The sequence below is a fragment of the Arthrobacter agilis genome (assembly GCF_006494655.1).
GTDB classification, from domain to species: Bacteria; Actinomycetota; Actinomycetes; order Actinomycetales; family Micrococcaceae; genus Arthrobacter_D; species Arthrobacter_D agilis.
The window spans coordinates 58,244-77,282 of the sequence record NZ_VHIM01000009.1 but is presented as its reverse complement, the minus strand read 5'-3'; the positions used below and the strand labels follow the sequence as shown (position 1 = coordinate 77,282).

Annotated in this window: 18 protein-coding genes and 3 tRNA genes; 14 read left to right on the top strand and 7 right to left on the bottom strand. The window is 67.7% G+C overall.

The genetic code is table 11. From position 1 onward, the window contains the following. Window positions 1-71: 71 nt before the first annotated feature. The 3 genes from mptB (at window position 72) to FJV46_RS13725 (ending at window position 2,220) form a co-directional block, all read left to right on the top strand. A complete protein-coding gene (mptB, locus tag FJV46_RS13735; RefSeq protein ID WP_087026567.1) occupies window positions 72-1,592 on the top strand; it encodes a polyprenol phosphomannose-dependent alpha 1,6 mannosyltransferase MptB in 1,521 nt (506 codons plus the stop codon). Between the two features lie 93 nt (window positions 1,593-1,685). Further along, entirely contained in the window at window positions 1,686-2,105 is a 420-nt protein-coding gene (locus FJV46_RS13730; RefSeq protein ID WP_087026565.1) for a DUF3224 domain-containing protein, read from the top strand. Window positions 2,106-2,147: 42 nt separating this feature from the next. Then, window positions 2,148-2,220, top strand: a tRNA-Arg gene (locus tag FJV46_RS13725). A 58-nt stretch (window positions 2,221-2,278) separates the two neighbouring features. Here the strand turns inward: FJV46_RS13725 and FJV46_RS13720 are convergent. Further along, on the bottom strand, window positions 2,279-2,722 hold the full coding sequence (locus FJV46_RS13720) for a DUF6098 family protein (protein WP_087026562.1): 444 nt from the start codon (window positions 2,720-2,722) through the stop codon (window positions 2,279-2,281). Between the two features lie 203 nt (window positions 2,723-2,925). On the opposite strand from FJV46_RS13720, the gene ssb reads away from it, so the two are divergent. Beyond that, window positions 2,926-3,534 (top strand): single-stranded DNA-binding protein, encoded by a 609-nt coding sequence (gene ssb, locus FJV46_RS13715; protein ID WP_087026559.1) that lies wholly within the window; start codon window positions 2,926-2,928, stop codon window positions 3,532-3,534. Between the two features lie 246 nt (window positions 3,535-3,780). Further along, window positions 3,781-5,463: an energy-dependent translational throttle protein EttA gene (gene ettA / locus FJV46_RS13710; RefSeq protein WP_087026786.1), complete on the top strand. Its 1,683-nt coding sequence runs from the start codon at window positions 3,781-3,783 to the stop codon at window positions 5,461-5,463. Between the two features lie 186 nt (window positions 5,464-5,649). On the opposite strand, the gene tesB is transcribed toward ettA, so the two are convergent. Continuing rightward, the gene (gene tesB, locus FJV46_RS13705; protein WP_232008396.1) at window positions 5,650-6,564 is read right to left on the bottom strand and encodes an acyl-CoA thioesterase II; all 915 of its coding nucleotides are present in this window, start codon (window positions 6,562-6,564) and stop codon (window positions 5,650-5,652) included. A gap of 180 nt (window positions 6,565-6,744) precedes the next feature. Between tesB and FJV46_RS13700 the strand changes: the two genes are divergently transcribed. After that, window positions 6,745-7,209 carry an acyl-CoA thioesterase gene (locus FJV46_RS13700; protein ID WP_087026556.1) on the top strand — a complete coding sequence of 155 codons (465 nt, stop codon included), beginning with the start codon at window positions 6,745-6,747 and terminating at the stop codon, window positions 7,207-7,209. 9 nt (window positions 7,210-7,218) lie between these two features. Continuing rightward, window positions 7,219-7,917 carry a DUF8185 domain-containing protein gene (locus tag FJV46_RS13695; RefSeq protein ID WP_087026553.1) on the top strand — a complete coding sequence of 233 codons (699 nt, stop codon included), beginning with the start codon at window positions 7,219-7,221 and terminating at the stop codon, window positions 7,915-7,917. Window positions 7,918-7,937: 20 nt separating this feature from the next. On the opposite strand, the gene FJV46_RS13690 is transcribed toward FJV46_RS13695, so the two are convergent. The 4 genes from FJV46_RS13690 to pepN form a co-directional block, all read right to left on the bottom strand. Beyond that, entirely contained in the window at window positions 7,938-8,366 is a 429-nt protein-coding gene (locus tag FJV46_RS13690) for a globin (RefSeq protein WP_269461570.1), read from the bottom strand. 125 nt (window positions 8,367-8,491) lie between these two features. Then, a complete protein-coding gene (locus FJV46_RS13685) occupies window positions 8,492-9,115 on the bottom strand; it encodes a mechanosensitive ion channel family protein (protein WP_087026550.1) in 624 nt (207 codons plus the stop codon). Window positions 9,116-9,234: 119 nt separating this feature from the next. Continuing rightward, window positions 9,235-9,711 (bottom strand): OsmC family protein, encoded by a 477-nt coding sequence (locus FJV46_RS13680; protein ID WP_087026547.1) that lies wholly within the window; start codon window positions 9,709-9,711, stop codon window positions 9,235-9,237. A 171-nt stretch (window positions 9,712-9,882) separates the two neighbouring features. After that, window positions 9,883-12,441 carry an aminopeptidase N gene (gene pepN / locus FJV46_RS13675; protein ID WP_087026780.1) on the bottom strand — a complete coding sequence of 853 codons (2,559 nt, stop codon included), beginning with the start codon at window positions 12,439-12,441 and terminating at the stop codon, window positions 9,883-9,885. A 216-nt stretch (window positions 12,442-12,657) separates the two neighbouring features. On the opposite strand from pepN, the gene FJV46_RS13670 reads away from it, so the two are divergent. Together FJV46_RS13670 and FJV46_RS13665 are read left to right on the top strand one after the other, a co-directional pair. Continuing rightward, a complete protein-coding gene (locus FJV46_RS13670; RefSeq protein ID WP_087026544.1) occupies window positions 12,658-13,128 on the top strand; it encodes a ribose-5-phosphate isomerase in 471 nt (156 codons plus the stop codon). Beyond that, a complete protein-coding gene (locus FJV46_RS13665) occupies window positions 13,121-13,999 on the top strand; it encodes an Fpg/Nei family DNA glycosylase (RefSeq protein WP_087026541.1) in 879 nt (292 codons plus the stop codon). Before FJV46_RS13670 ends, FJV46_RS13665 begins: the two co-directional genes overlap by 8 nt. Before the next feature lie 90 nt (window positions 14,000-14,089). On the opposite strand, the gene FJV46_RS13660 is transcribed toward FJV46_RS13665, so the two are convergent. Continuing rightward, window positions 14,090-14,163, bottom strand: a tRNA-Gly gene (locus FJV46_RS13660). A 113-nt stretch (window positions 14,164-14,276) separates the two neighbouring features. On the opposite strand from FJV46_RS13660, the gene FJV46_RS13655 reads away from it, so the two are divergent. The 5 genes from FJV46_RS13655 (at window position 14,277) to clpX (ending at window position 19,012) form a co-directional block, all read left to right on the top strand. Further along, a tRNA-Pro gene (locus FJV46_RS13655) sits at window positions 14,277-14,350 on the top strand. 69 nt (window positions 14,351-14,419) lie between these two features. Beyond that, window positions 14,420-16,000 carry a trigger factor gene (tig, locus tag FJV46_RS13650; RefSeq protein WP_087026536.1) on the top strand — a complete coding sequence of 527 codons (1,581 nt, stop codon included), beginning with the start codon at window positions 14,420-14,422 and terminating at the stop codon, window positions 15,998-16,000. A gap of 253 nt (window positions 16,001-16,253) precedes the next feature. After that, complete coding sequence (locus tag FJV46_RS13645) at window positions 16,254-16,880, top strand: ATP-dependent Clp protease proteolytic subunit (protein ID WP_269461561.1); 627 nt, start codon at window positions 16,254-16,256, stop codon at window positions 16,878-16,880. A 43-nt stretch (window positions 16,881-16,923) separates the two neighbouring features. Beyond that, window positions 16,924-17,598 (top strand): ATP-dependent Clp protease proteolytic subunit, encoded by a 675-nt coding sequence (locus FJV46_RS13640; RefSeq protein WP_087026531.1) that lies wholly within the window; start codon window positions 16,924-16,926, stop codon window positions 17,596-17,598. A gap of 121 nt (window positions 17,599-17,719) precedes the next feature. After that, entirely contained in the window at window positions 17,720-19,012 is a 1,293-nt protein-coding gene (clpX, locus tag FJV46_RS13635; RefSeq protein ID WP_087026529.1) for an ATP-dependent Clp protease ATP-binding subunit ClpX, read from the top strand. Window positions 19,013-19,039: the final 27 nt, after the last annotated feature.

The window sequence follows — 19,039 nt, the reverse complement described above, 5'->3', positions numbered from 1 at the left end:
GATCAGCCAACCGGCCCGGGGATATGGGCGTTCGACGCCGACTCCTGCCTGACGACGATTGGATCCACCCGATGCCCGCCCAGCTCCCGCTCACACAGGTGGAGAAGCAACCCGGGCCCCACCGGCCGAACGTCGCGATCATCCAGGGATTCATCGGGTCCCTGATGATGTGGATGGGCTCACTGGGGGTCGGCTGGCTCTCGCTGGCATCGGCCGACCTGAGACGCAACCCCATCATCATCTGGCTCCGTTTCGAGCCGGTCGGCGCCATCCTGTCCGTGTTGCTCCTTGCGTTGGGCGGGATGCTGCTCATCCGTGCGTGGCTGCGCCTCGGCCAGCGTCTGAACGGGTGGTCCGACGAGAGCCGGCCCTTCGTCCTGAAGGCCATCATCGCCTGGACTGTCCCGCTCGCGGCGGCACTCCCGCTGTTCAGCAGGGACGTCTTCGCCTACATCGCGCAGGGCCAGGTCATGGTGGCTAAGCTCAATCCCTACGTGGACGGCTACTCCCAGATCTCCAATTACCTCCAAATCGGGGCCGACGACCTGTGGGCACAGAGCCCGACGCCGTACGGTCCCGTCTTCCTGTGGATCGAGGAGGGGGTCGTCCGGATCACGGGCGGCCACCCCGACACCTCGATCATCCTCTTCAGGGTCATCGCGTTGATCGGCGTGGCCCTGTGCGTTTACTTCGTTCCCAAACTGGCGGAGCTGCACTCGATCAACGGCACGCGGGCTCTCTGGCTGACGGCCGCGAACCCGCTGTTCCTCATCAATTTCGTGGCGGCCATCCACAACGACTCGCTGATGATCGGCCTCGCGCTGGCCGGCCTCTACCTGACAGCGACGAAGCGGCCGGTCCTCGGCATCCTGCTCATCACCCTCTCGGTCGGTATCAAGCCGATCACGCTGATCTTCCTTCCGTTCGTGGGTCTCATGTGGGCCGGCCGGAACGCGTCCTGGCCGCGCAAGTTCCTCTACTGGTTCATGACGGCAGGGTTGAGCCTGGGCATCCTGTGGATCATGGGTCTCGTCAATACGTTCGGCTTCGGCTGGGTCGGCGCCCTCAGCACGCCCGGCAGCGTCTGGATCTGGTACGCGCCGATCGGCTTCATCGGGATGGTCATCGCGAGCCTCGGTGACGCCCTCGAGCTCAACGGCTGGGGCCTCGCCAACGCGTTCCACACGCTCGCACGCGTGGCCTCGCTCGTCATCATCGCGATCCAGGTCTTCCGGGGGGATCACAGCCATCTCGTGCGCCGCCTCGCCATCGCCTTCGCCTCGATCGTCCTGCTCGCGCCGATGATCCAGTCCTGGTACGTGGTCTGGCTGATACCGCTGTTCGCCGTCACGGGCATCCGGGACGACTGGCAGGTCAAGTTCCTCTATGTCACGGTGGCGTTCTTCATGGTCTACGCGATCAGCGACCAGCTGGACATCTTCCCCTACTTCGATCTGAGCCTTGCGGTGGCACGTCAGCTCGCGGCCGTCGCGGCTCTCGCCTTCGCGCTGTACCTCGTCTTCCTGGACCGCAGCACGAAGGTCCTTTTCCGGCGTCGCTACAGCCCCCTGGCCCCCGGACAGCTGCACTGACGCCCGCTGCCGGACCGCGCTGCAGCCGCTGACGGGCCGTCCTCAGCCGGCATTCGGCATGCGGGACCGGCGCAGAGCGACGATACTGGGTCAATGAGTGACATAGGCATGACAACGTACAGCGGTGAGTTCGAGATCACTGCGTGGGACGCAGAACCGTATTCCGAACCCGGCAGCACCGGAGAGCTGTCCCGGGTTCGGGCGGCCAAGGTCTTCGAGGGCGAGATCAGTGGGAACAGCACGGCGGAGCTCCTGATGGCCGGGAACGACGTCGGCGCGGGCTACGTGGCGTCCGAACAGTTCGTCGGCACGATCGGTGAGCGCTCCGGCTCCATGACGGTCCAGCACTGGGGCGTCGCCGAGGGCTCGGACGCGGCGAGTTCCGGCCACATCATCCCCGGGTCCGGCACCGAGGGGCTTCGCGGCATCTCGGGCAAGGCGGTGTACTCCCAGGATCCGGACGGCCAGCACCGACTCGAGCTGCGGGTGAGTTTCCCGGACGACGTGTCCTGACCCACTGAGCACGATCGCCGTCCATAGTAAACTCGAGGCACTGCCTCCGTAGCTCAGGGGATAGAGCAGGGGCCTTCTAATCCTCTGGTCGCAGGTTCGAATCCTGCCGGGGGCACGCACGCGAAGGGCCGGGCATCGAGATGCCCGGCCCTTCGTCGCGCCGGTGAGCATCATCAGGGCCGCTTGCCCGCCTCGAACCTCTCGCCATAGATCCGCACCGCCTCCTGCAGCAGGCCTTCGTGAAGTGTGCCGAGCGGCGTGACGTCCACCAGGAGGGGTTCGCAGTCGGGTCCCCTGCCGACGGTGGTGCCTGTCAGGATCCAGGCGCACCGGTCCTCCTCCTCGGCCACGTGGCGATACTGGCAGATCTGCCGCGCGAGCCAGTCCTCGAGCGGCCGCGTCCACCAGTCCTCGGGGGTCAGGGGATTGACGGAGAGGCCCGGGAGCACAAGACCGCTTTCGCCGTCCCTGCTCGTCGAATCGCGGTCCGCCTCGTACCCGCGGGAGTAGCGAAGGTAGACGGAGTCGTGGTGCTGCAGGATCCGGCCCAGCTCGGCAAGGGTCCTGATGATCGTGCGCCCGGTGCCGATCGGGTGGGTCTGAGATGCAGTGTCCATGCCATCACGCTAGGAAGCACCAGGCGCCGGGCTCAACCACCAGCGCCGAGCGATGAAATCCTTTGCCACCGGTCAGATCTCAGGTACTCCACACGTGGTTGTCCACATAGGCGGCCACGGTGCCACAGGAGCCCGTCGGCCGATCGAGACTTGTTCCGGGCCGGCACACACCGCCGCCCACGAGGCCAACGGAAGGACTGATCATGACCGACATCATCACCGTACGGGGCTACGTTGCCACCGAGGTTCGCCTGACCCTCGCGCAGAGCGGCCTGCCCATCACCGGGTTCCGCATGTGCTCCACGGAGCGTCGCTTCGACCGTGAGTCGAATTCGTGGGTCGACGGCCACACGAACTGGTACTCCGTCTCCATGTTCCGCCAACTGGCCACCAACGCGGGAGCGAGCATCAGGAAGGGTGACCGGGTCATCGTCACCGGGCGGCTGAAGGTGAGGCCCTGGATCAACTCCGACGGCAGGACCGGGACGTCGGTGGAGATCGACGCCGAGACCGCGGGCCACGATCTCATGTGGGGAACCGCCAACTTCAAGCGGACCACGGTGGGCCGTTCCGAGGCGTCGCAGGGAGCGCCCGCGCTGGACCAGCAGGGCGGTGCTGGATTCGCAGCGGAAAGCACGGTCGACGGCGGCGTACCCGACGGCGTGGACCTGGCGACCGGGGAGGTGTACGAAACCGGGCAGTCACCGGAGGCGGAGCGAGCTGAAGGAGCAGAGGCTGACGGGCACGACGACGGCGAGCAGGCGGACAGCTCGGACGAGGAGGTCTTCGACGAGGAGCGCGTGCCGTTCTGACGCGTCACTGCCGCGGCCGGCGCGATGCCGTGTGAGGACTCGGGATGCGGCGATCTTTCGGGTCAGGAGGACCGGCGATCGTGTGCGGCTTGGGTGCAGGACCGGGCGCGGCGCGCCAGGAACCATCGGCGACCGGCCAGGACCTCGTCTCGGGGGCGTCGCCCGGGCTACGTGGTCAAGACAGCCAGGCGGGAGCCCGCCCGGCCGAGTGTGAGTTCAGGGCGGGCACCCACTAGCCTTATGGTCATGGCGGAATTTATCTACACAATGACCAAGGCCCGCAAGGCTGTTGGCGACAAAGTTATCCTCGACGACGTCAGCATGTCGTTCTTCCCCGGTGCGAAGATCGGCGTCGTCGGTCCGAATGGTGCGGGTAAGTCCACCATCCTGAAGATCATGGCAGGGCTCGACACCCCCTCGAACGGTGAAGCCCGCCTGAGCCCCGGGTACACGGTGGGGATCCTGCTGCAGGAGCCGCCTCTGAACGAGGAGAAGACCGTCCTGGGCAATGTGCAGGAGGGCGTCGGTGAGATCTTCGGAAAGATCCAGCGCTTCAACGAGATCTCGGAGGAGATGGCGAACCCCGACGCGGACTACGACACCCTCCTCGACGAGATGGGCAAGCTGCAGGAGGCCATCGACGCCGCCGACGCCTGGGACCTCGATTCCCAGCTCGAGCAGGCCATGGACGCTCTTCGCTGCCCGCCGCCGGATGCCGACGTCACGGTACTCTCCGGTGGCGAGCGCCGCCGTGTCGCGCTCTGCAAGCTGCTGCTCCAGAAGCCGGACCTCCTCCTGCTGGACGAACCGACCAACCACCTGGACGCCGAGAGCGTGCTCTGGCTCGAGCAGCACCTCTCCTCCTACGCCGGCGCCGTCCTCGCCGTCACCCACGACCGGTACTTCCTCGACCACGTCGCGGAATGGATCGCCGAGGTCGACCGCGGGCACCTGTACCCCTACGAGGGGAACTACTCGACCTACCTCGAGAAGAAGCGCGCACGCCTCGAGGTCCAGGGCAAGAAGGACCAGAAGCTCTCGAAGCGTCTGTCCGAGGAACTCGAGTGGGTCCGCTCGAACGCCAAGGGACGCCAGACCAAGTCCAAGGCCAGGCTCAACCGGTACGAGGAGATGGCTGCCGAGGCCGATCGCACCAGGAAGCTCGACTTCGAGGAGATCCAGATTCCGATGGGCCCGCGCCTCGGAAGTCAGGTTATCGAGGCGCACAACCTGAAGAAGGGCTACGACGACCGCGTCCTCATCAACGGACTGTCGTTCTCGCTTCCGAGGAACGGCATCGTGGGCGTCATCGGCCCCAACGGCGTCGGCAAGACCACGCTCTTCAAGACGATCGTGGGTCTCGAGGAGCTCGACGGCGGAGAGCTCCGGATCGGCGATTCGGTGAAGATCTCCTACGTCGACCAGTCCCGCGGGGGCATCGACCCGAACAAGTCGCTCTGGGAGGTCGTCTCCGACGGCCTCGACTTCATCCAGGTGGGCCAGGTCGAGATGCCGTCGCGCGCCTATGTCTCGGCGTTCGGTTTCAAGGGCCCTGATCAGCAGAAGAAGGCCGGCGTGCTCTCCGGCGGAGAGCGCAACCGGCTGAACCTCGCGATGACACTGAAGCAGGGCGGCAACCTGCTGCTCCTCGACGAGCCCACCAACGACCTCGACGTCGAGACTCTGTCCAGTCTCGAGAACGCCCTGCTGGAATTCCCCGGCTGCGCCGTCGTCGTCTCGCACGACCGGTGGTTCCTCGACCGGGTGGCGACGCACATCCTGTCCTACGAGGGCACGGAGGACGACCCCGACAACTGGTATTGGTTCGAGGGCAACTTCGACGCGTACGAGCAGAACAAGGTGGAACGGTTGGGCCCGGATGCTGCGAAGCCGCACCGTGTCACCCACCGACGGCTCACGCGCGACTGACAGCGCAGCAGGCCTTCCGCCACGAGAGCGGGGGGAGGCCTGCTCCAGCCAGGGCGCCGGACGACGCCGCCGGCACCGAACGAGGGGACGTGGCTTCTGCCACGTCCCCTCGTTCGTTCCGAGCGGCGCGGACCGCCGGTTCGTTCCATGCAGCGATGCCCGCGCGTCGACGGACGAGCCGCGGGATCAGGCCGAGGGGATCCTGATCATGCCCTCCTGGGCGACGCTCGCCACGAGGTGACCGCTGCGGTCGTAGATACGGCCGGCCGCAAGGCCGCGGGCTCCCGACGCACTCGGAGAGCTCTGGACGTAGAGCAGCCAGTCGTCCACCCGCACGGGGCGGTGCCACCACATGGCGTGATCGAGGCTGGCCACGCTCATGCCGGGCCGGGTCCAGCTGAGCCCGTGGGGTCTGAGGATGGATTCGAGCAGCGTGTAGTCACTCGCATAGGCCAGTGCTGCGCGGTGGAGGTCGGGGTCATCCGGCATCGGGCCGAGGCTGCGCATCCAGACGGCGTTGCGCGGTTCGGTCGATCCCTCGTTGCTCAAATAGAGGGGAGCGTCGATGTGCCGGATGTCGAAGGGGCGCTCGAAGGCCCACGCGCGGGCCACCGGGTGATCCAGGTTGCCCAGGAGCTCGGCCGTCGACGGCAGGCTTTCCGGCTCCGGGACGTCGGCCGGCATGGTGTCCTGGTGGGTGATCCCGTCATCCGGCTCCTGGAAGGAGGCGATCATCGAGAGGATCGGGACGCCGTCCTGATAGGCATGCGTCCGTCGCGCGGAGAAGGACCGCCCGTCACGGAGTCGCTGGACGCCGAACGTGATCGGCTTCTCGGCGTCGCCCGCCCGCAGGAAATAGCCGTGCATGGAGTGGACGTCACGGGAAGGCTCGACGGTGCGCATCGCGGCCACCAGGGACTGCGCGAGGACCTGTCCGCCGAACACCCGGCGGCCCGGCTGCCTCGCGGAGGCGCCGACGAAGATCTCCTCGTCGGTCTGCGCGCCCTCGGCCGGGCTGAGGTCGAGCAGCGCCAGCAGGGCCGCCGTCGGGTCGTGCTTCGCGGTGCCGGACGCCTCGACCATCGGCTCGTGCTTCGCCATCTGCGGGATCTCCTCGGTCTGCCGATCGATGGGAGCCCACGCTCCCGGGTCTCCTGACACTAGACGGCGCTCTGCCGGCACTCAACACGGGCACGGCGTGCGGCGCATGGTGTTCCTCACACGGCCCCGCCCCGATGCGGCGAATGGTCGGGGCCGGGCGGACTTTGAGAGAATGACACCATGTCCCCGGTACACACCATTCCCCTCTCCCTGCGCTTCGGCGACGAGGATTCCTACGGCCACGTGAACAACGTGCGGTACTTCCAGTTCCTGGAGGACGCCCGCGTGCACTTGATGAGCCGGCCGGCCGCGCAGAATTCCTTCATGGATTCCCTCGACCCCGACCACTTCACCCTCGTGGGGCGGCAGGAAATCGAGTACCGGGCGCCGTTGAACTTCAGCACCCGGCCCGCCGCCGTCGACCTGTGGACCACGGCGGTCGGTGCGTCCAGTTTCGAGCTGGGGTACGCGGTGCGGGACCGCGTGGAGGTCGAGGGCAGCACGACGGCCGCCGTTGCGGCGGTGACCATGGTCCTCGTCAGCCGGAGCACGGGCCGGCCGGTCCGCCTGTCCGAGGGCCAGCGGGGCATCCTGCACTCCTGGGACGGACCTGCCGTCCCCTTCCGCCGTCCACGCACGAGGTAGGGGAGCACCATGGCGGATCCCGTGCTGCACTTCGCGGACGCGCACACCTTGGCCGATTTCAGGACGTTCACTGCGCGTGCGCGGGCCAACGAGGACGGCGCCATGCGCCTGGTCTCGAACGGGCAGATCCTCGCCGCGTACGTCTGCACCCTCGCCCCGTCCGTGCTCGGCGAAGCACTGCCGACGGTCCTCGGGCTCCGCATCATGGCTCTGGGACGACCGGACGCCGCTGCCGACGCGGACCTCGGTGTCGACGCCGATGACGTGCCCGTCGACGCCACCGTTGCACTCGGATCGGTCCTCGACAGGCTCGCGAGGATTCCCGAGGGCGGACGTCACCTCACCGTCCCGCCGGTGACGGTCACGGTGAACTGGGCCGGCGTTCTTCCGCCCCGGAGCGGCTGGACTGCGGCAGGCACCGTGCCCTGCCGTGTGCTCGAGCAGGCCGCAAAGGACGGCATCGCCGAGGTGGCCCGCAGCCTTCCGGAACGACCCGGAGCGCCTGTGATCAGCAGTGCGCGCACGGCCGTCTGGGGCCGTCCGCTCGACGGTGTGCCCGGACCGGTTGCGGCGGGCGCGGCATTCGGTGCCTACTCACTGGGATTCCTCGAGCCCGACGGCGAGGCCACGGTCCACACAAACGGCCGATGGTCCCGGGTGAGCACGTCCCGCGGCCACGTCCTCGTGCGCGCTGCCGCGCTGTTCTGACGGGAGCGGTTCCGAGCGGGTCAGTCCGCGGCGTTCACCATCGAAAGCGCGGCGCGCTCAAGGTAGTCCCAGAGGGTCGCCTCGTGCAGGGGAGCGAGGTCCAGGCGGTCGACGGCGTGGCGCATGTGTCGGAGCCAGGCGTCACGCGCCTGCGGGCCCACGCGGAACGGCATGTGCCGCATGCGCAGGCGCGGGTGCCCACGCTGCTCGCCGTAGGTCTTCGGCCCGCCCCAGTACTGCTCGAGGAACAGGAGCAGGCGCTCCTTCGCAGGCCGCAGATCCTGTTCCGGGTACATGGGACGCAGGATCTCGTCATCGGCCACGCCTTCGTAGAACGCGTCCACGAGCTTCACGAAGGTCGGGTGCCCGCCGATCGCCTCGTAGAAGTTCTCCGTGTACTCGGGCTGGCTGAACGTCTGGCCCGAGGCGACCAGGCGTTCGACGGGCAGGGCTGCCCGCCCGCCGGGCGCCTGCAGGTCCGGACGTCCGGTCGCGCCGTCGGCCGGGCCGTCGGTCGGTGTTGCGGAAGGCGTCGCATCCTCGGAGCGGTCTGATCGATCGGGAAGCGGCTCGCTCATGCCTGGACCTCCGGGGTGGCGGGTGTCGCGGGATCGGTGGGCGGTGCGTACTCGCCCTGTGACCGGTTGCCCACCTTCGTGATGTCACCGTTCCGCACGTACCAGATGGCGCCGTCCGCATCGACCATCCGCGTGATCCGCAGCCCGAGGGACTGGACGACGCCCACGGTGTCGCCGACCTCGATGGTGTCGCCGATCCCGTACTGGTCCTCGATGGTGATGAAGAAGCCGAGGAAGGCGTCCCGGATCACCTCACGCGCGCCGAAGCCGATGGCGATGCCGACGATCCCCACGCTCGCGAGGATGGGACCGATGGTGAACCCGAGCGTCTCGATGGCCATGAGGACGGCGATGATCGCGATGGTGCCGGCGCTGACGCTGGAGAGGAGGCCGCCGATGGTCTGGGCCCGCTGCACCCGGCGGGCGCTGTCGAACGGCCGCAACGCCGGCTGCGCCCACTTGAAGTGGGGCTTCTTGAAGACGCTGTACCCGTTCTGCACACGGGTGACCGAGCGCGCGATGAGGAACCGGACCACGAGCCAGAGGAGCAGCGCACCGATCAGGATGATCAGTGCGCCGATGACCTGGCCGCCGTAGCCGAGGGAGGGAAGGAATGTCATGGGAATCGCTTTCACGCAGGCGTCCGGGAGGTCCGCCCCGAGGGGTGGGCGCGGAGATGCCTTAACAGGCTACAGCGGCGGCGCTGACCGAGGACCCGCCGGCCGCCGCTGCGGGTGGACTAGGCGGGTCCTGCGGAGGTCGGTTCGTGGTGGACGGGGAACGAGACCGAGCGGGCGATGAAGCACAAACTGTTGGCTTCGGCGTGCAGGGAATCGGCGAGACCGGTCTGGCCGGCGTCCTCGACCTCCACGTGGGGCCGGAGGAGGATGCTGGTGAACTCCCCGCTGCCGTCGCGATGGACCCGCATCGTTCCGACGGGCGTGTCCGCGTACGCGGTGACGACGACTCCGGATCTCACGGCGACGTGCAGATAGGAGAGCATGTGGCACTGCGCGACGGCGGTCAGGAGCAGCTGCTCGGGGTTCCATCGGTCCCGGGTGCCGTGGAAGGTCGGGTCCGCGGTGCCGAGCAGCAGTCCGGGGCCGTCGACCTCGATCTGGTGGTCGCGGCTGTAGGAGCGGTACCCGGAGGTGCCTGAGCCGAGGTTCCCCGTCCACCGGAGGCGGGCGGCGTAGTGGTGTTCCTGCAGGTTCATGATCCGACCCTAGCCGCCGCCGAGGGGGAGTGCCCTCGACCAGGAGTGCGGGACGCCGTGAGCTGGTGGGCGGGGGCCGCGGGAAGGAGGCCGGGGAGGACCGCGTGGCCCTCCCCGACGTGATCCGATCCGCTCGCGCGGCAGGGCGCCGGAGAGCGGACAGCAGCCGGGCTACCTGTCGGCGGCCTGTGCCGTGAGCGCGCGGACGATCCCGTCACGGCACTCGAGGACGAGCCTCCGCAGCGACGGCGACGAGTCACCCAAATCGGCGAGGAAGGCGTCCGTCCGGTCGAGGGTCTCCTGGGTGGTGAGGAGCGAGGGATAGAGCCCGACGACGATCTGCTGCGCGATCTCGTGCGTGCGGGTGGCCCACACCTGGCGGATGGACGCGAAGTAGCGCTCGACGAACGGCTCGAGGAGCGAGCGGTCGTGCACCCGGGTGAAGCCGGAGATCATCGAGCGCTGCGTGGCGTTCGGCAGATCGGCGGCGTCGACGAGGGCCGACCACGCGGCGTCCTTCGCGTCCGCCGTCGGGAGTGCCGCCGTGGCCGCCGCCGCTGCGAGTTCGCCCGTCGCCGTCGAGTCGCGTGCCAGTTCGGCCTCGATCTCCGCGGCTCCGTAGCGTCCGCCGGCCACCAGGGAGGTGAGCAGCTCCCAGCGGAGATCCTGGTCCACCGCGAGGCCCTCGGGGACGTTGCCACCCGTCAGCATGGCCTCGACCGTGTCGAGCTGGCCGTCGGTGCGGGCGTGCGAGGAGAAGGCCCGGGTGAACTGCAGCTGGGCATCGGAGCCGGCGTCGGCCGCGAGGGCCAGCTCCAGCAGGCTGTCCGCAGCGGCGTCACCCATCGCCTGCCGGTCATTCGGCGCGACATAGAACGTCAGGGTCGACGCGAGCTGGCGCAGCAGAACGAGGACGACGGAGGAGTCCGATTCGGCCCCGATGTTCTGCAGCACGAGGTCGACGTAGTCGCGGGCCGGTGTCTCGCCGTCACGCGCGGCATCCCAGGCCGACGCGAGGACGAGCGTCCGGGGCAACGAATCCTGGAAGTCCCTGATGTGCCGGACCGAGGTGCGCAGCGATGCCGGGTCGAGGCGGATCTTCGCGTAGGCGAGGTCGTCGTCGTTGAGCAGGATGAGCGCGGGCTGCTGCAGGCCCACGAGCTCGGGGACCTCCGTGCGCTCGCCGTCGACGTCGAGCTCCACGCGGTGCACGCGCACCAGCGCCCCGTTGTCGTCGAGATCGTAGAAGCCGACCGCGAGCCGGTGCGGACGGATCGTCGGGAAGGCGTCGATCGCGGTCTGCAGGATGGCGAAGGAGGTGAAGCTGCCGTCGTCGTCCGTCTCGAACACGGGACGCAGCGTGTTGACGCCCGCGGTCTCGAGCCAGAGGGCGGACCAGGCCTTGAGGTCGCGTCCGCTGGCCGCTTCGAGCTCGGAGAGGAGATCCACGAGTTCCGTGTTCTTCCACGAGTGCTTCGCGAAGTACTGGCGGACGCCCTGCATGAACTCCTCCTGGCCCACCCAGGCCACGAGCTGCTTGAGGACCGAGGCGCCCTTGGCGTAGGTGATGCCGTCGAAGTTGACCTGGACGTCCTCGAGGTCGTTGATCTGCGCCACGATGGGGTGCGTCGAGGGCAGCTGGTCCTGGCGGTACGCCCAGCCCTTCTCGAGGATGGCGAACGTCGTCCAGGACTGCGTGAACTCGGTTGCCTCGGCGGCGGCCAGCGTGGACATGAACTCGGCGAAGGACTCGTTGAGCCAGAGATCGTTCCACCACCGCATGGTGACGAGGTCGCCGAACCACATGTGGGCCAGTTCGTGGAGGATCGTGATGGCGCGGCGCTCCACCGTCGCGTCCGGGACGCGCGACCGGAAGACATAGGTCTCGACGAAGGTGACGGCCCCGGCGTTCTCCATCGCACCGGCGTTGAACTCGGGCACGAACAGCTGGTCGTACTTCTCGAAGGGGTACGGCGCACCGAACTGCTCCTCGTAGAACGCGAAGCCCTGCCGCGTCAGCGCGAAGATGTTCTCGGCATCCATGTACTGCATGAGGGACTTGCGGGCGAAGACGCCGAGCGGGATCGTCCTGCCGTCGGAGCTGGTGAGCTCACTGCGCACGGACTGGTACGGGCCGGCGATCAGCGCGGTCACGTACGAGGACATCACGGGCGTCGGCTCGAAGAACCACGTGGACGCCGCGCCGGCGTCGGCGTCGGCGTCGGACACCGCCTGGACGGGCTCCGGGGTGGTGGAGTTCGAGATGACGTCCCAGTGCGACGGCGCGGTCACGGAGAAGCGGAACGTCGACTTCAGGTCCGGCTGCTCGAACACGGTGAATACGCGGCGGGAGTCGGGGACCTCGAACTGGGTGTAGAGGTACACCTCGCCGTCCACCGGATCGGTGAAGCGGTGGAGGCCCTCGCCGGTGTTCATGTAGAGCATGTCGGCCTCGACGACGAGCCTGTTGCTCGCGGCGAGGGACGGGAGCTGGATGCGGACGCCGTCGGCCACCTCGGCGGGGTCGAGCTCGACGCCGTTCAGCTCGACGCGGTGGACGGTGTCCGTGACGGCGTCGATGAACGTCGATGCGTCCTGCTGTGCGTCGAAGGAGACCACCGTCGTCGACCGGAACACGCGGTCACCGCGCGTCAGGTCGAGCGTGACCTCGTAGGAGTGGACGGTGAGCAGATCGGCGCGCGTGCGTGCTTCGTCGCGCGTCAGGTTCAGACCGGGCAAGGATCGCCTCCAGGGTGGGGATACGGGTACGGCGCGTGTGATGCGGGTTACGCGGCGCTCCGATTCTCTCATTCCGGGAGGGGTCGTTGCGCGCGTGGTTCCGCCGCCCCGCAGCGCACTAGGCTGGGATCGTCCCGCCTCTACCGCCGGGGACCCCGCGCAGCCGCTGCCGGGCCGACCGGCGCCCTCCAGAAGGAACACACCGTCATGCGCGTCCACCTCGCCACCGACCACGCGGGCATGGAGCTCAGTGCCCACCTCCTCTCGCACCTCACGCAGGCCGGTCACGACGTCGTCGACCACGGCCCGACCTCGTACGATCCGGAGGACGACTACCCCTCGTTCTGCATCGACGCAGCACAAGCCGTCGTCGCGGACCGCGCGGCAGGCATCGAAGCCCTCGGCATCGTCCTCGGAGGTTCGGGCAACGGGGAGCAGATCGCCGCGAACAAGGTGGGGGGTATCCGCGCTGCGCTCGCGTGGAGCCTCGACACCGCTCGACTCGCCCGGCAGCACAACGACGCGAACGTCGTGGCCGTGGGTGGGCGCCAGCATTCGGTGGACGAGGCAACAGCCATCATCGAGGCCTTCCTGGCGGAACCCTTCAGCGGGGCGGAGCGGCACAGCAGGAGGATCGCCCAGGTGGCACGGTTCGAGGAGACGGGAAGCGTTGCCTGAGGGCCACTCGGTCCACCGCCTGGCGAAGCAGTTCACCTCGGTCTTCAGCGGACAGCGCCTCGCCGTCTCCAGCCCCCAGGGGCGATTCGCCGCCGGCGCCGAGCAGCTCGACGGTGCCACGCTGCTCAGCGCCCTGGCACACGGCAAGCAGATGTTCCTGCGCTTCGACAACGACCGCGTGCTCCGTGTGCACCTCGGGCTCTACGGGGCGTGGAGTTTCGGCGGCGATGCGACGTTCCGGGGGGCGTCGAGCATCGGCGCACCCCGCAGGGTCGGGGAGAGCGAGGCGCCCTCCGAGAGCGGTCCGCCGGTCTATGCCGGCCCGCCGGCGCCTGTCGGCGCCGTGCGCGTGCGGCTCGTGTCCGACCACGGCTGGGCCGATCTCCGTGGACCGACCGCCTGCGAGGTGATCACCACCGCGGAGGAGAAGCTTGCCCGCGCGAAGCTCGGACCCGACCCGCTGCAGCCCCGATCGGACGGCTCGGCGTTCGTCGCGAAGATCATGGCCAGCATCACGCCGGTAGGCATCCAGCTCATGAACCAGGCGGTCATCGCGGGGATCGGCAACATCTACCGGGCCGAGGTGCTCTTCCTCCAGGGCATCAACCCCCGCCGGCCGGGAAAGCTCCTGCGGGAGGACGAGGCGCGGGCGATCTGGAGCGAGACAGTCAGGCTCATGAAGGACGGCGTTCGCGAGGGCCGCATCATCACGACGACGCCCGAGGCCCGCAACGGACGGCCGAAGCGGTCAGCGCCGAACTACGTGTACAAGCGGACGGGGGAGCCGTGCCGCCGCTGCGGGACAGCCATCCTCAGCGACGACATGGCAGCGCGGACGGTCTACTGGTGTCCCTCCTGCCAGGCGGACTGACGCTCCTGCGGGCGCGGGCGGAACCTCCGACAGGAGCCGGCCGCAGAAACGAGAACACCCGGACCAAGGGTCCGGGTGTCGGTGGTGAGATGGAGGGGATGACGGGAATCGAACCCGCGTAATCAGTTTGGAAGACTGAGGCTTTACCATTAAGCTACATCCCCGCAGCGGACCTTCTGAGGGCCTCGCGGAACGCATATAACTACACCACAGCGCGGAGGCTATCGCCAAATGTGCGTGGTTGGCGCAAAGATGCGTAGACTGACACTCGCACTTACGGGGTGTAGCTCAGCTTGGTAGAGCGCCTGCTTTGGGAGCAGGAAGTCGCAGGTTCAACTCCTGTCACCCCGACTCTGTCGTGTGATGAGGAAAGTGCCTCCGCTGCAGAACCAATCCCAATCATCTCAGGAGTCCTACGCTGTGAAGAGCGCTGTTGAAACCCTTTCCCCCACCCGGGTGAAGCTGAACGTCGAGGTTCCCTTCGAGGAGCTGAAGCCCAGCATCGACGAGGCCTACAAGACCATCGCCACCCAGGTCCAGGTTCCGGGGTTCCGCAAGGGCAAGGTCCCGCAGCAGCTCATCGACCAGCGCGTGGGCCGTGGCTACGTCATCGAGACGGCCATCAACGACGGCCTCAACGGCTTCTACCAGAGCGCCGTGCAGGAGACCGGGATCCGTCCGCTCAGCCGACCCGAGGTGGAGATCACCGAGGTTCCCGATCCGTCGAAGAAGGACGGACAGCTCACCTTCACCGTCGAGCTGGACATCCGGCCCGAGATCGAGCTGCCCGACTACAAGGGCCTCGAGGTCACCGTCGAGCCCGTCGAGGCCTCCGACGAGGACGTCCAGAAGGCCATGGACGAGCTGCGCGGGCGCTTCGGCACCCTCACCGCCGTCGACCGCCCGTCCAAGGACGGCGACTTCCTCACCATCGACCTCACGGCCTCCGTGGACGGCGAGGACGTCGATTCGGCGCAGGACCTCTCCTACCAGATCGGTTCCGGAACCATGCTCGAGGGCATGGACGAGGCCGTCACCGGACTCTCCGCCGATGAGGATGCCACCTTCGAGACCAAGCTCGCCGGCGGCGAGCACGCCGGCTCCGACGCGCAGGTCAAGGTGCTGGTCAAGGCCGTCAAGGAGCGCGAGCTCCCCGAGGTCGACGACGAGTTCGCCCAGCTGGCGTCCGAGTTCGACACGGCCGAGGAACTGCGCAGCGACCTCGCCAAGCAGGCCTCCGAGTCCAAGCTCATGGACCAGGGCGTCGAGGCGCGCGACAAGGTGCTCGACAAGCTCGTCGAGCTCGTGGCCGTACCCGTCCCCGAGAGCGTCATCGAGGAGCAGCTCGAGCAGCACTTCAACGGCGAGAACGCCCACAGCGCCGGTGAGGACCACGACACCGAGGAGCACCGTGCCGAGGTCCGGACCAACACCGAGCGCGCCTTCCAGAACGAGGTCATCCTCGACGCCGTCGCAGAGAAGGAAGAGGTCGGCGTCAGCCAGAGCGAGCTGATCGACTACATCGTCTCGACCGCCGGCCAGTACGGCATGGAGCCGAACCAGTTCGCCCAGATGCTCGACCAGAGCGGTCAGGTGCCCATGATCGTCGGCGAGGTGCGCCGTCGCAAGGCTCTCGCCAAGGTCCTCGAGTACGCCGCCGTCACCGACACGACCGGTGCCACGATCGACCTCACCGAGTTCGTCCGCCCTGCAGGCGACGACGCGGAGACGATCAACGCGGAGGACCTCGAGACCGAGCAGGACACCGTCGAGGACGCTCAGGCCGGCGAGACAGCCGAGACTCCCGCCGAGGCCCCGGCCGACGCCGAAGCACCCGCCGAAGCACCCGCCGAAGCGGCAGCCGATGCTCCCGTTGAGACCGAGTCAGCAGGAACCGAGGCGGCAGACGCCGACGAGGCTCCGAAGAAGGCAGCCAAGAAGGCACCCGCCAAGAAGGCACCCGCGAAGAGGGCCGCAGCGAAGAAGCCTGCTGCCGAGTAGCGACCCCGCATCACCGACAGCGGTGCCACAGCCTCCGGGCGGTGGCGCCGCTGTCTTCGGTTAAGCTTGCCGCGAGCAGCCGGGAGCCCTCAGCGAACGCCGGCCACGTCCCGGTCCGGCGACCGTGCGCCGTCAGCGAACAGTTCGAGGCGCGGGAGCAATTGCCCGCCGCAGCGGGTTAGTGTCCATGGAGAGAGAAACGGACGGGTCGGCCGGAATGGCAGCGGCCCGCCAGAGTGAGAGGCTAACGTCAATGGCAACCGAACCAAGCACCCCGAGCATGGCCGGCCCCGAAATGGGCGGTCGTGACGAATACATCTACACCAGGCTCCTCAAGGAGCGCATCATCTGGCTCGGTTCCGAGGTCCGCGACGACAACGCGAACGCCATCTGCTCGCAGCTGCTCCTGCTGTCGGCCGAGGACCCCGAGCGCGACATCTTCCTCTACATCAACTCGCCGGGCGGCTCGGTGACCGCCGGTATGGCGATCTACGACACCATGCAGTTCATCCCGAACGACGTCGTCACGGTCGCGACCGGCCTGGCGGCCTCCATGGGCCAGTTCCTGCTGTCGTCCGGGACGAAGGGCAAGCGGTACGCGACGCCCCACGCCCGCATCCTGATGCACCAGCCCTCCGGCGGCATCGGCGGTACGGCGACGGACATCCGTATCCAGGCCGAGCTGATCCTCCACATGAAGCGCGTCATGGCGGAACTGACGGCCGAGCAGACCGGCCAGAGCGTCGAGACCATCCTCAAGGACAACGACCGCGACAAGTGGTTCACGGCCCAGGAGGCGCTCGAGTACGGCTTCTTCGACCACATCTCCGCCCACTCGGGCTCCGTCGCCGGCGGCGGCGGCACCGAGCAGAGCGAGTAACCGCAGCAGCCCCCGTCCGACCAGTCGTCCAACAGGAGACACCATGAACCACGATTTCCAGGCAGCCGCGGGATCCAAGGCGCAGAACCTTCCCACCAGCCGTTACATCCTTCCCCAGTTCGAGGAGCGCACGCCCTACGGGTTCAAGCGCCAGGACCCCTACACGAAGCTGTTCGAGGACCGCATCATCTTCCTCGGTACGCAGGTGGACGACGCCTCGGCGGACGACGTCATGGCGCAGCTGCTCGTCCTCGAGTCCACCGATCCGGAGCGCGACATCACGCTCTACATCAACTCGCCCGGTGGCTCGTTCACCGCCATGACGGCCATCTACGACACCATGCAGTTCATCCGCCCCGAGGTGCAGACGGTCTGCCTCGGCCAGGCAGCCAGCGCGGCCGCGGTGCTGCTGGCCGCCGGAGCTCCGGGCAAGCGCCTCGCGCTGCCGAACGCCCGGGTCCTCATCCACCAGCCCGCCCTGTCCGGCGGTCAGGGCGGACAGGCCTCCGACCTGGAGATCCAGGCCAACGAGGTCATGCGCATGCGCACCTGGCTCGAGGACACGCTGGCCCTGCACTCGGGACGCACCCCGGAGCAGGTCAACATCGACATCGAGCGCGACAAGATCCTGACCGCGGCCGACGCCGTGGAGTACGGACTGGTCGACGAAGTCCTGAACTCCCGCAAGATCACCCCGCCGAAGATCAACACGCCCTGATCCCCGGTCGCCGAAATGCCCGTGACGCCGAGAGGCATCACGGGCATTTCGTTACTGGCTCCGTCAGGCATGTGGCCTAGAGTGGACATAGCAATCGCGTTATACCTAAGGGGATTGAACCATGGCTCGCATTGGTGAGAGCACCGATCTGCTCAAGTGCTCCTTCTGCGGGAAGAGCCAGAAGCAGGTTCGCAAGCTCATAGCCGGGCCCGGCGTGTACATCTGCGACGAGTGCATCGACCTGTGCAACGAGATCATCGAGGAAGAGCTGTCCGAGGTCGCGGACCTGGGCACTTTCGAGCTCCCCAAGCCCCGCGAGATCTTCGACTTCCTGCAGGAGTACGTGGTGGGCCAGGAGCCCGCGAAGCGTTCCCTCGCGGTGGCCGTGTACAACCACTACAAGCGCATCCAGTCCGGCAGCGCGCCGCGTACCTCCGGCACCCTCGCAGATGCGGCGGAGGCTGAGGACGTCGAGATCGCGAAGTCGAACATCCTGCTGATCGGACCGACCGGCTGCGGCAAGACCTACCTGGCGCAGACCCTGGCCCGGCGGCTGAACGTCCCCTTCGCCGTCGCCGATGCCACGGCCCTCACCGAGGCCGGGTACGTGGGCGAGGACGTCGAGAACATCCTGCTGAAGCTCATCCAGGCGGCCGACTACGACGTCAAGAAGGCCGAACAGGGCATCATCTACATCGACGAGATCGACAAGATCTCCCGGAAGAGCGAGAACCCCTCCATCACGCGTGATGTCTCGGGGGAGGGAGTGCAACAGGCACTGCTGAAGATCCTCGAGGGCACGGTCGCGTCGGTGCCGCCCCAGGGCGGGCGCAAGCATCCGCACCAGGAGTTCATCCAGATCGATACGACGAACGTCCTGTTCATCGTGGCGGGGGCATTCGCCGGCCTGGAGGAGATCATCGGTTCACGCGCCGGCCGGAAGGGCATCGGTTTCGGTGCGCCGCTCAGCTCCCTCAAGAACGAGGAGGCGAGCTACGGTGACGTGATGCCGGAGGACCTGCTGAAGTTCGGCCTCATCCCGGAGTTCATCGGCCGCCTGCCCGTCATCACGACGGTCACGCACCTGGACCGGCCGGCGCTCATGCAGATCCTCACCGAGCCGAAGAACGCCCTCATCAAGCAGTACCAGAAGATGTTCCTGCTGGACGGGGTGGAGCTCGAGTTCGAGCCGAAGGCGCTCGAGGCCATCGCCGACCTCGCACTGGATCGTGGAACGGGGGCCCGTGGCCTGCGCGCCATCATGGAGGAAGTCCTGCTTCCGGTCATGTTCGACCTCCCGAGCCGCGAGGACATCGCGACCGTGGTGATCACGGACGACGTCGTCGCCAAGCGTGCCGAGCCCACACTCATCTCCCACGAGGTGGTCGCCAAGCGCAGGAACAAGTCCGCCTGAGCGGTACGGCGTGCGAAGGGCCCGGCC

What these genes read in the sequence shown, in the direction of transcription:
- FJV46_RS13680 (WP_087026547.1), bottom strand. Translation starts at nt 9,711, where the DNA reads ATGAACCTGCAGGAACACCACTACGCCGCCCGCCTCCGGTGGACGGGG.
- tesB (WP_232008396.1), bottom strand. Translation starts at nt 6,564, where the DNA reads ATGGCGAAGCACGAGCCGATGGTCGAGGCGTCCGGCACCGCGAAGCAC.
- FJV46_RS13670 (WP_087026544.1), top strand. Translation starts at nt 12,658, where the DNA reads ATGCGCGTCCACCTCGCCACCGACCACGCGGGCATGGAGCTCAGTGCC.
- FJV46_RS13685 (WP_087026550.1), bottom strand. Translation starts at nt 9,115, where the DNA reads ATGACATTCCTTCCCTCCCTCGGCTACGGCGGCCAGGTCATCGGCGCA.
- FJV46_RS13645 (WP_269461561.1), top strand. Translation starts at nt 16,254, where the DNA reads ATGGCAACCGAACCAAGCACCCCGAGCATGGCCGGCCCCGAAATGGGC.
- clpX (WP_087026529.1), top strand. Translation starts at nt 17,720, where the DNA reads ATGGCTCGCATTGGTGAGAGCACCGATCTGCTCAAGTGCTCCTTCTGC.
- ssb (WP_087026559.1), top strand. Translation starts at nt 2,926, where the DNA reads ATGACCGACATCATCACCGTACGGGGCTACGTTGCCACCGAGGTTCGC.
- mptB (WP_087026567.1), top strand. Translation starts at nt 72, where the DNA reads ATGCCCGCCCAGCTCCCGCTCACACAGGTGGAGAAGCAACCCGGGCCC.
- FJV46_RS13695 (WP_087026553.1), top strand. Translation starts at nt 7,219, where the DNA reads ATGGCGGATCCCGTGCTGCACTTCGCGGACGCGCACACCTTGGCCGAT.
- FJV46_RS13730 (WP_087026565.1), top strand. Translation starts at nt 1,686, where the DNA reads ATGAGTGACATAGGCATGACAACGTACAGCGGTGAGTTCGAGATCACT.
- FJV46_RS13700 (WP_087026556.1), top strand. Translation starts at nt 6,745, where the DNA reads ATGTCCCCGGTACACACCATTCCCCTCTCCCTGCGCTTCGGCGACGAG.
- FJV46_RS13720 (WP_087026562.1), bottom strand. Translation starts at nt 2,722, where the DNA reads ATGGACACTGCATCTCAGACCCACCCGATCGGCACCGGGCGCACGATC.
- FJV46_RS13640 (WP_087026531.1), top strand. Translation starts at nt 16,924, where the DNA reads ATGAACCACGATTTCCAGGCAGCCGCGGGATCCAAGGCGCAGAACCTT.
- ettA (WP_087026786.1), top strand. Translation starts at nt 3,781, where the DNA reads ATGGCGGAATTTATCTACACAATGACCAAGGCCCGCAAGGCTGTTGGC.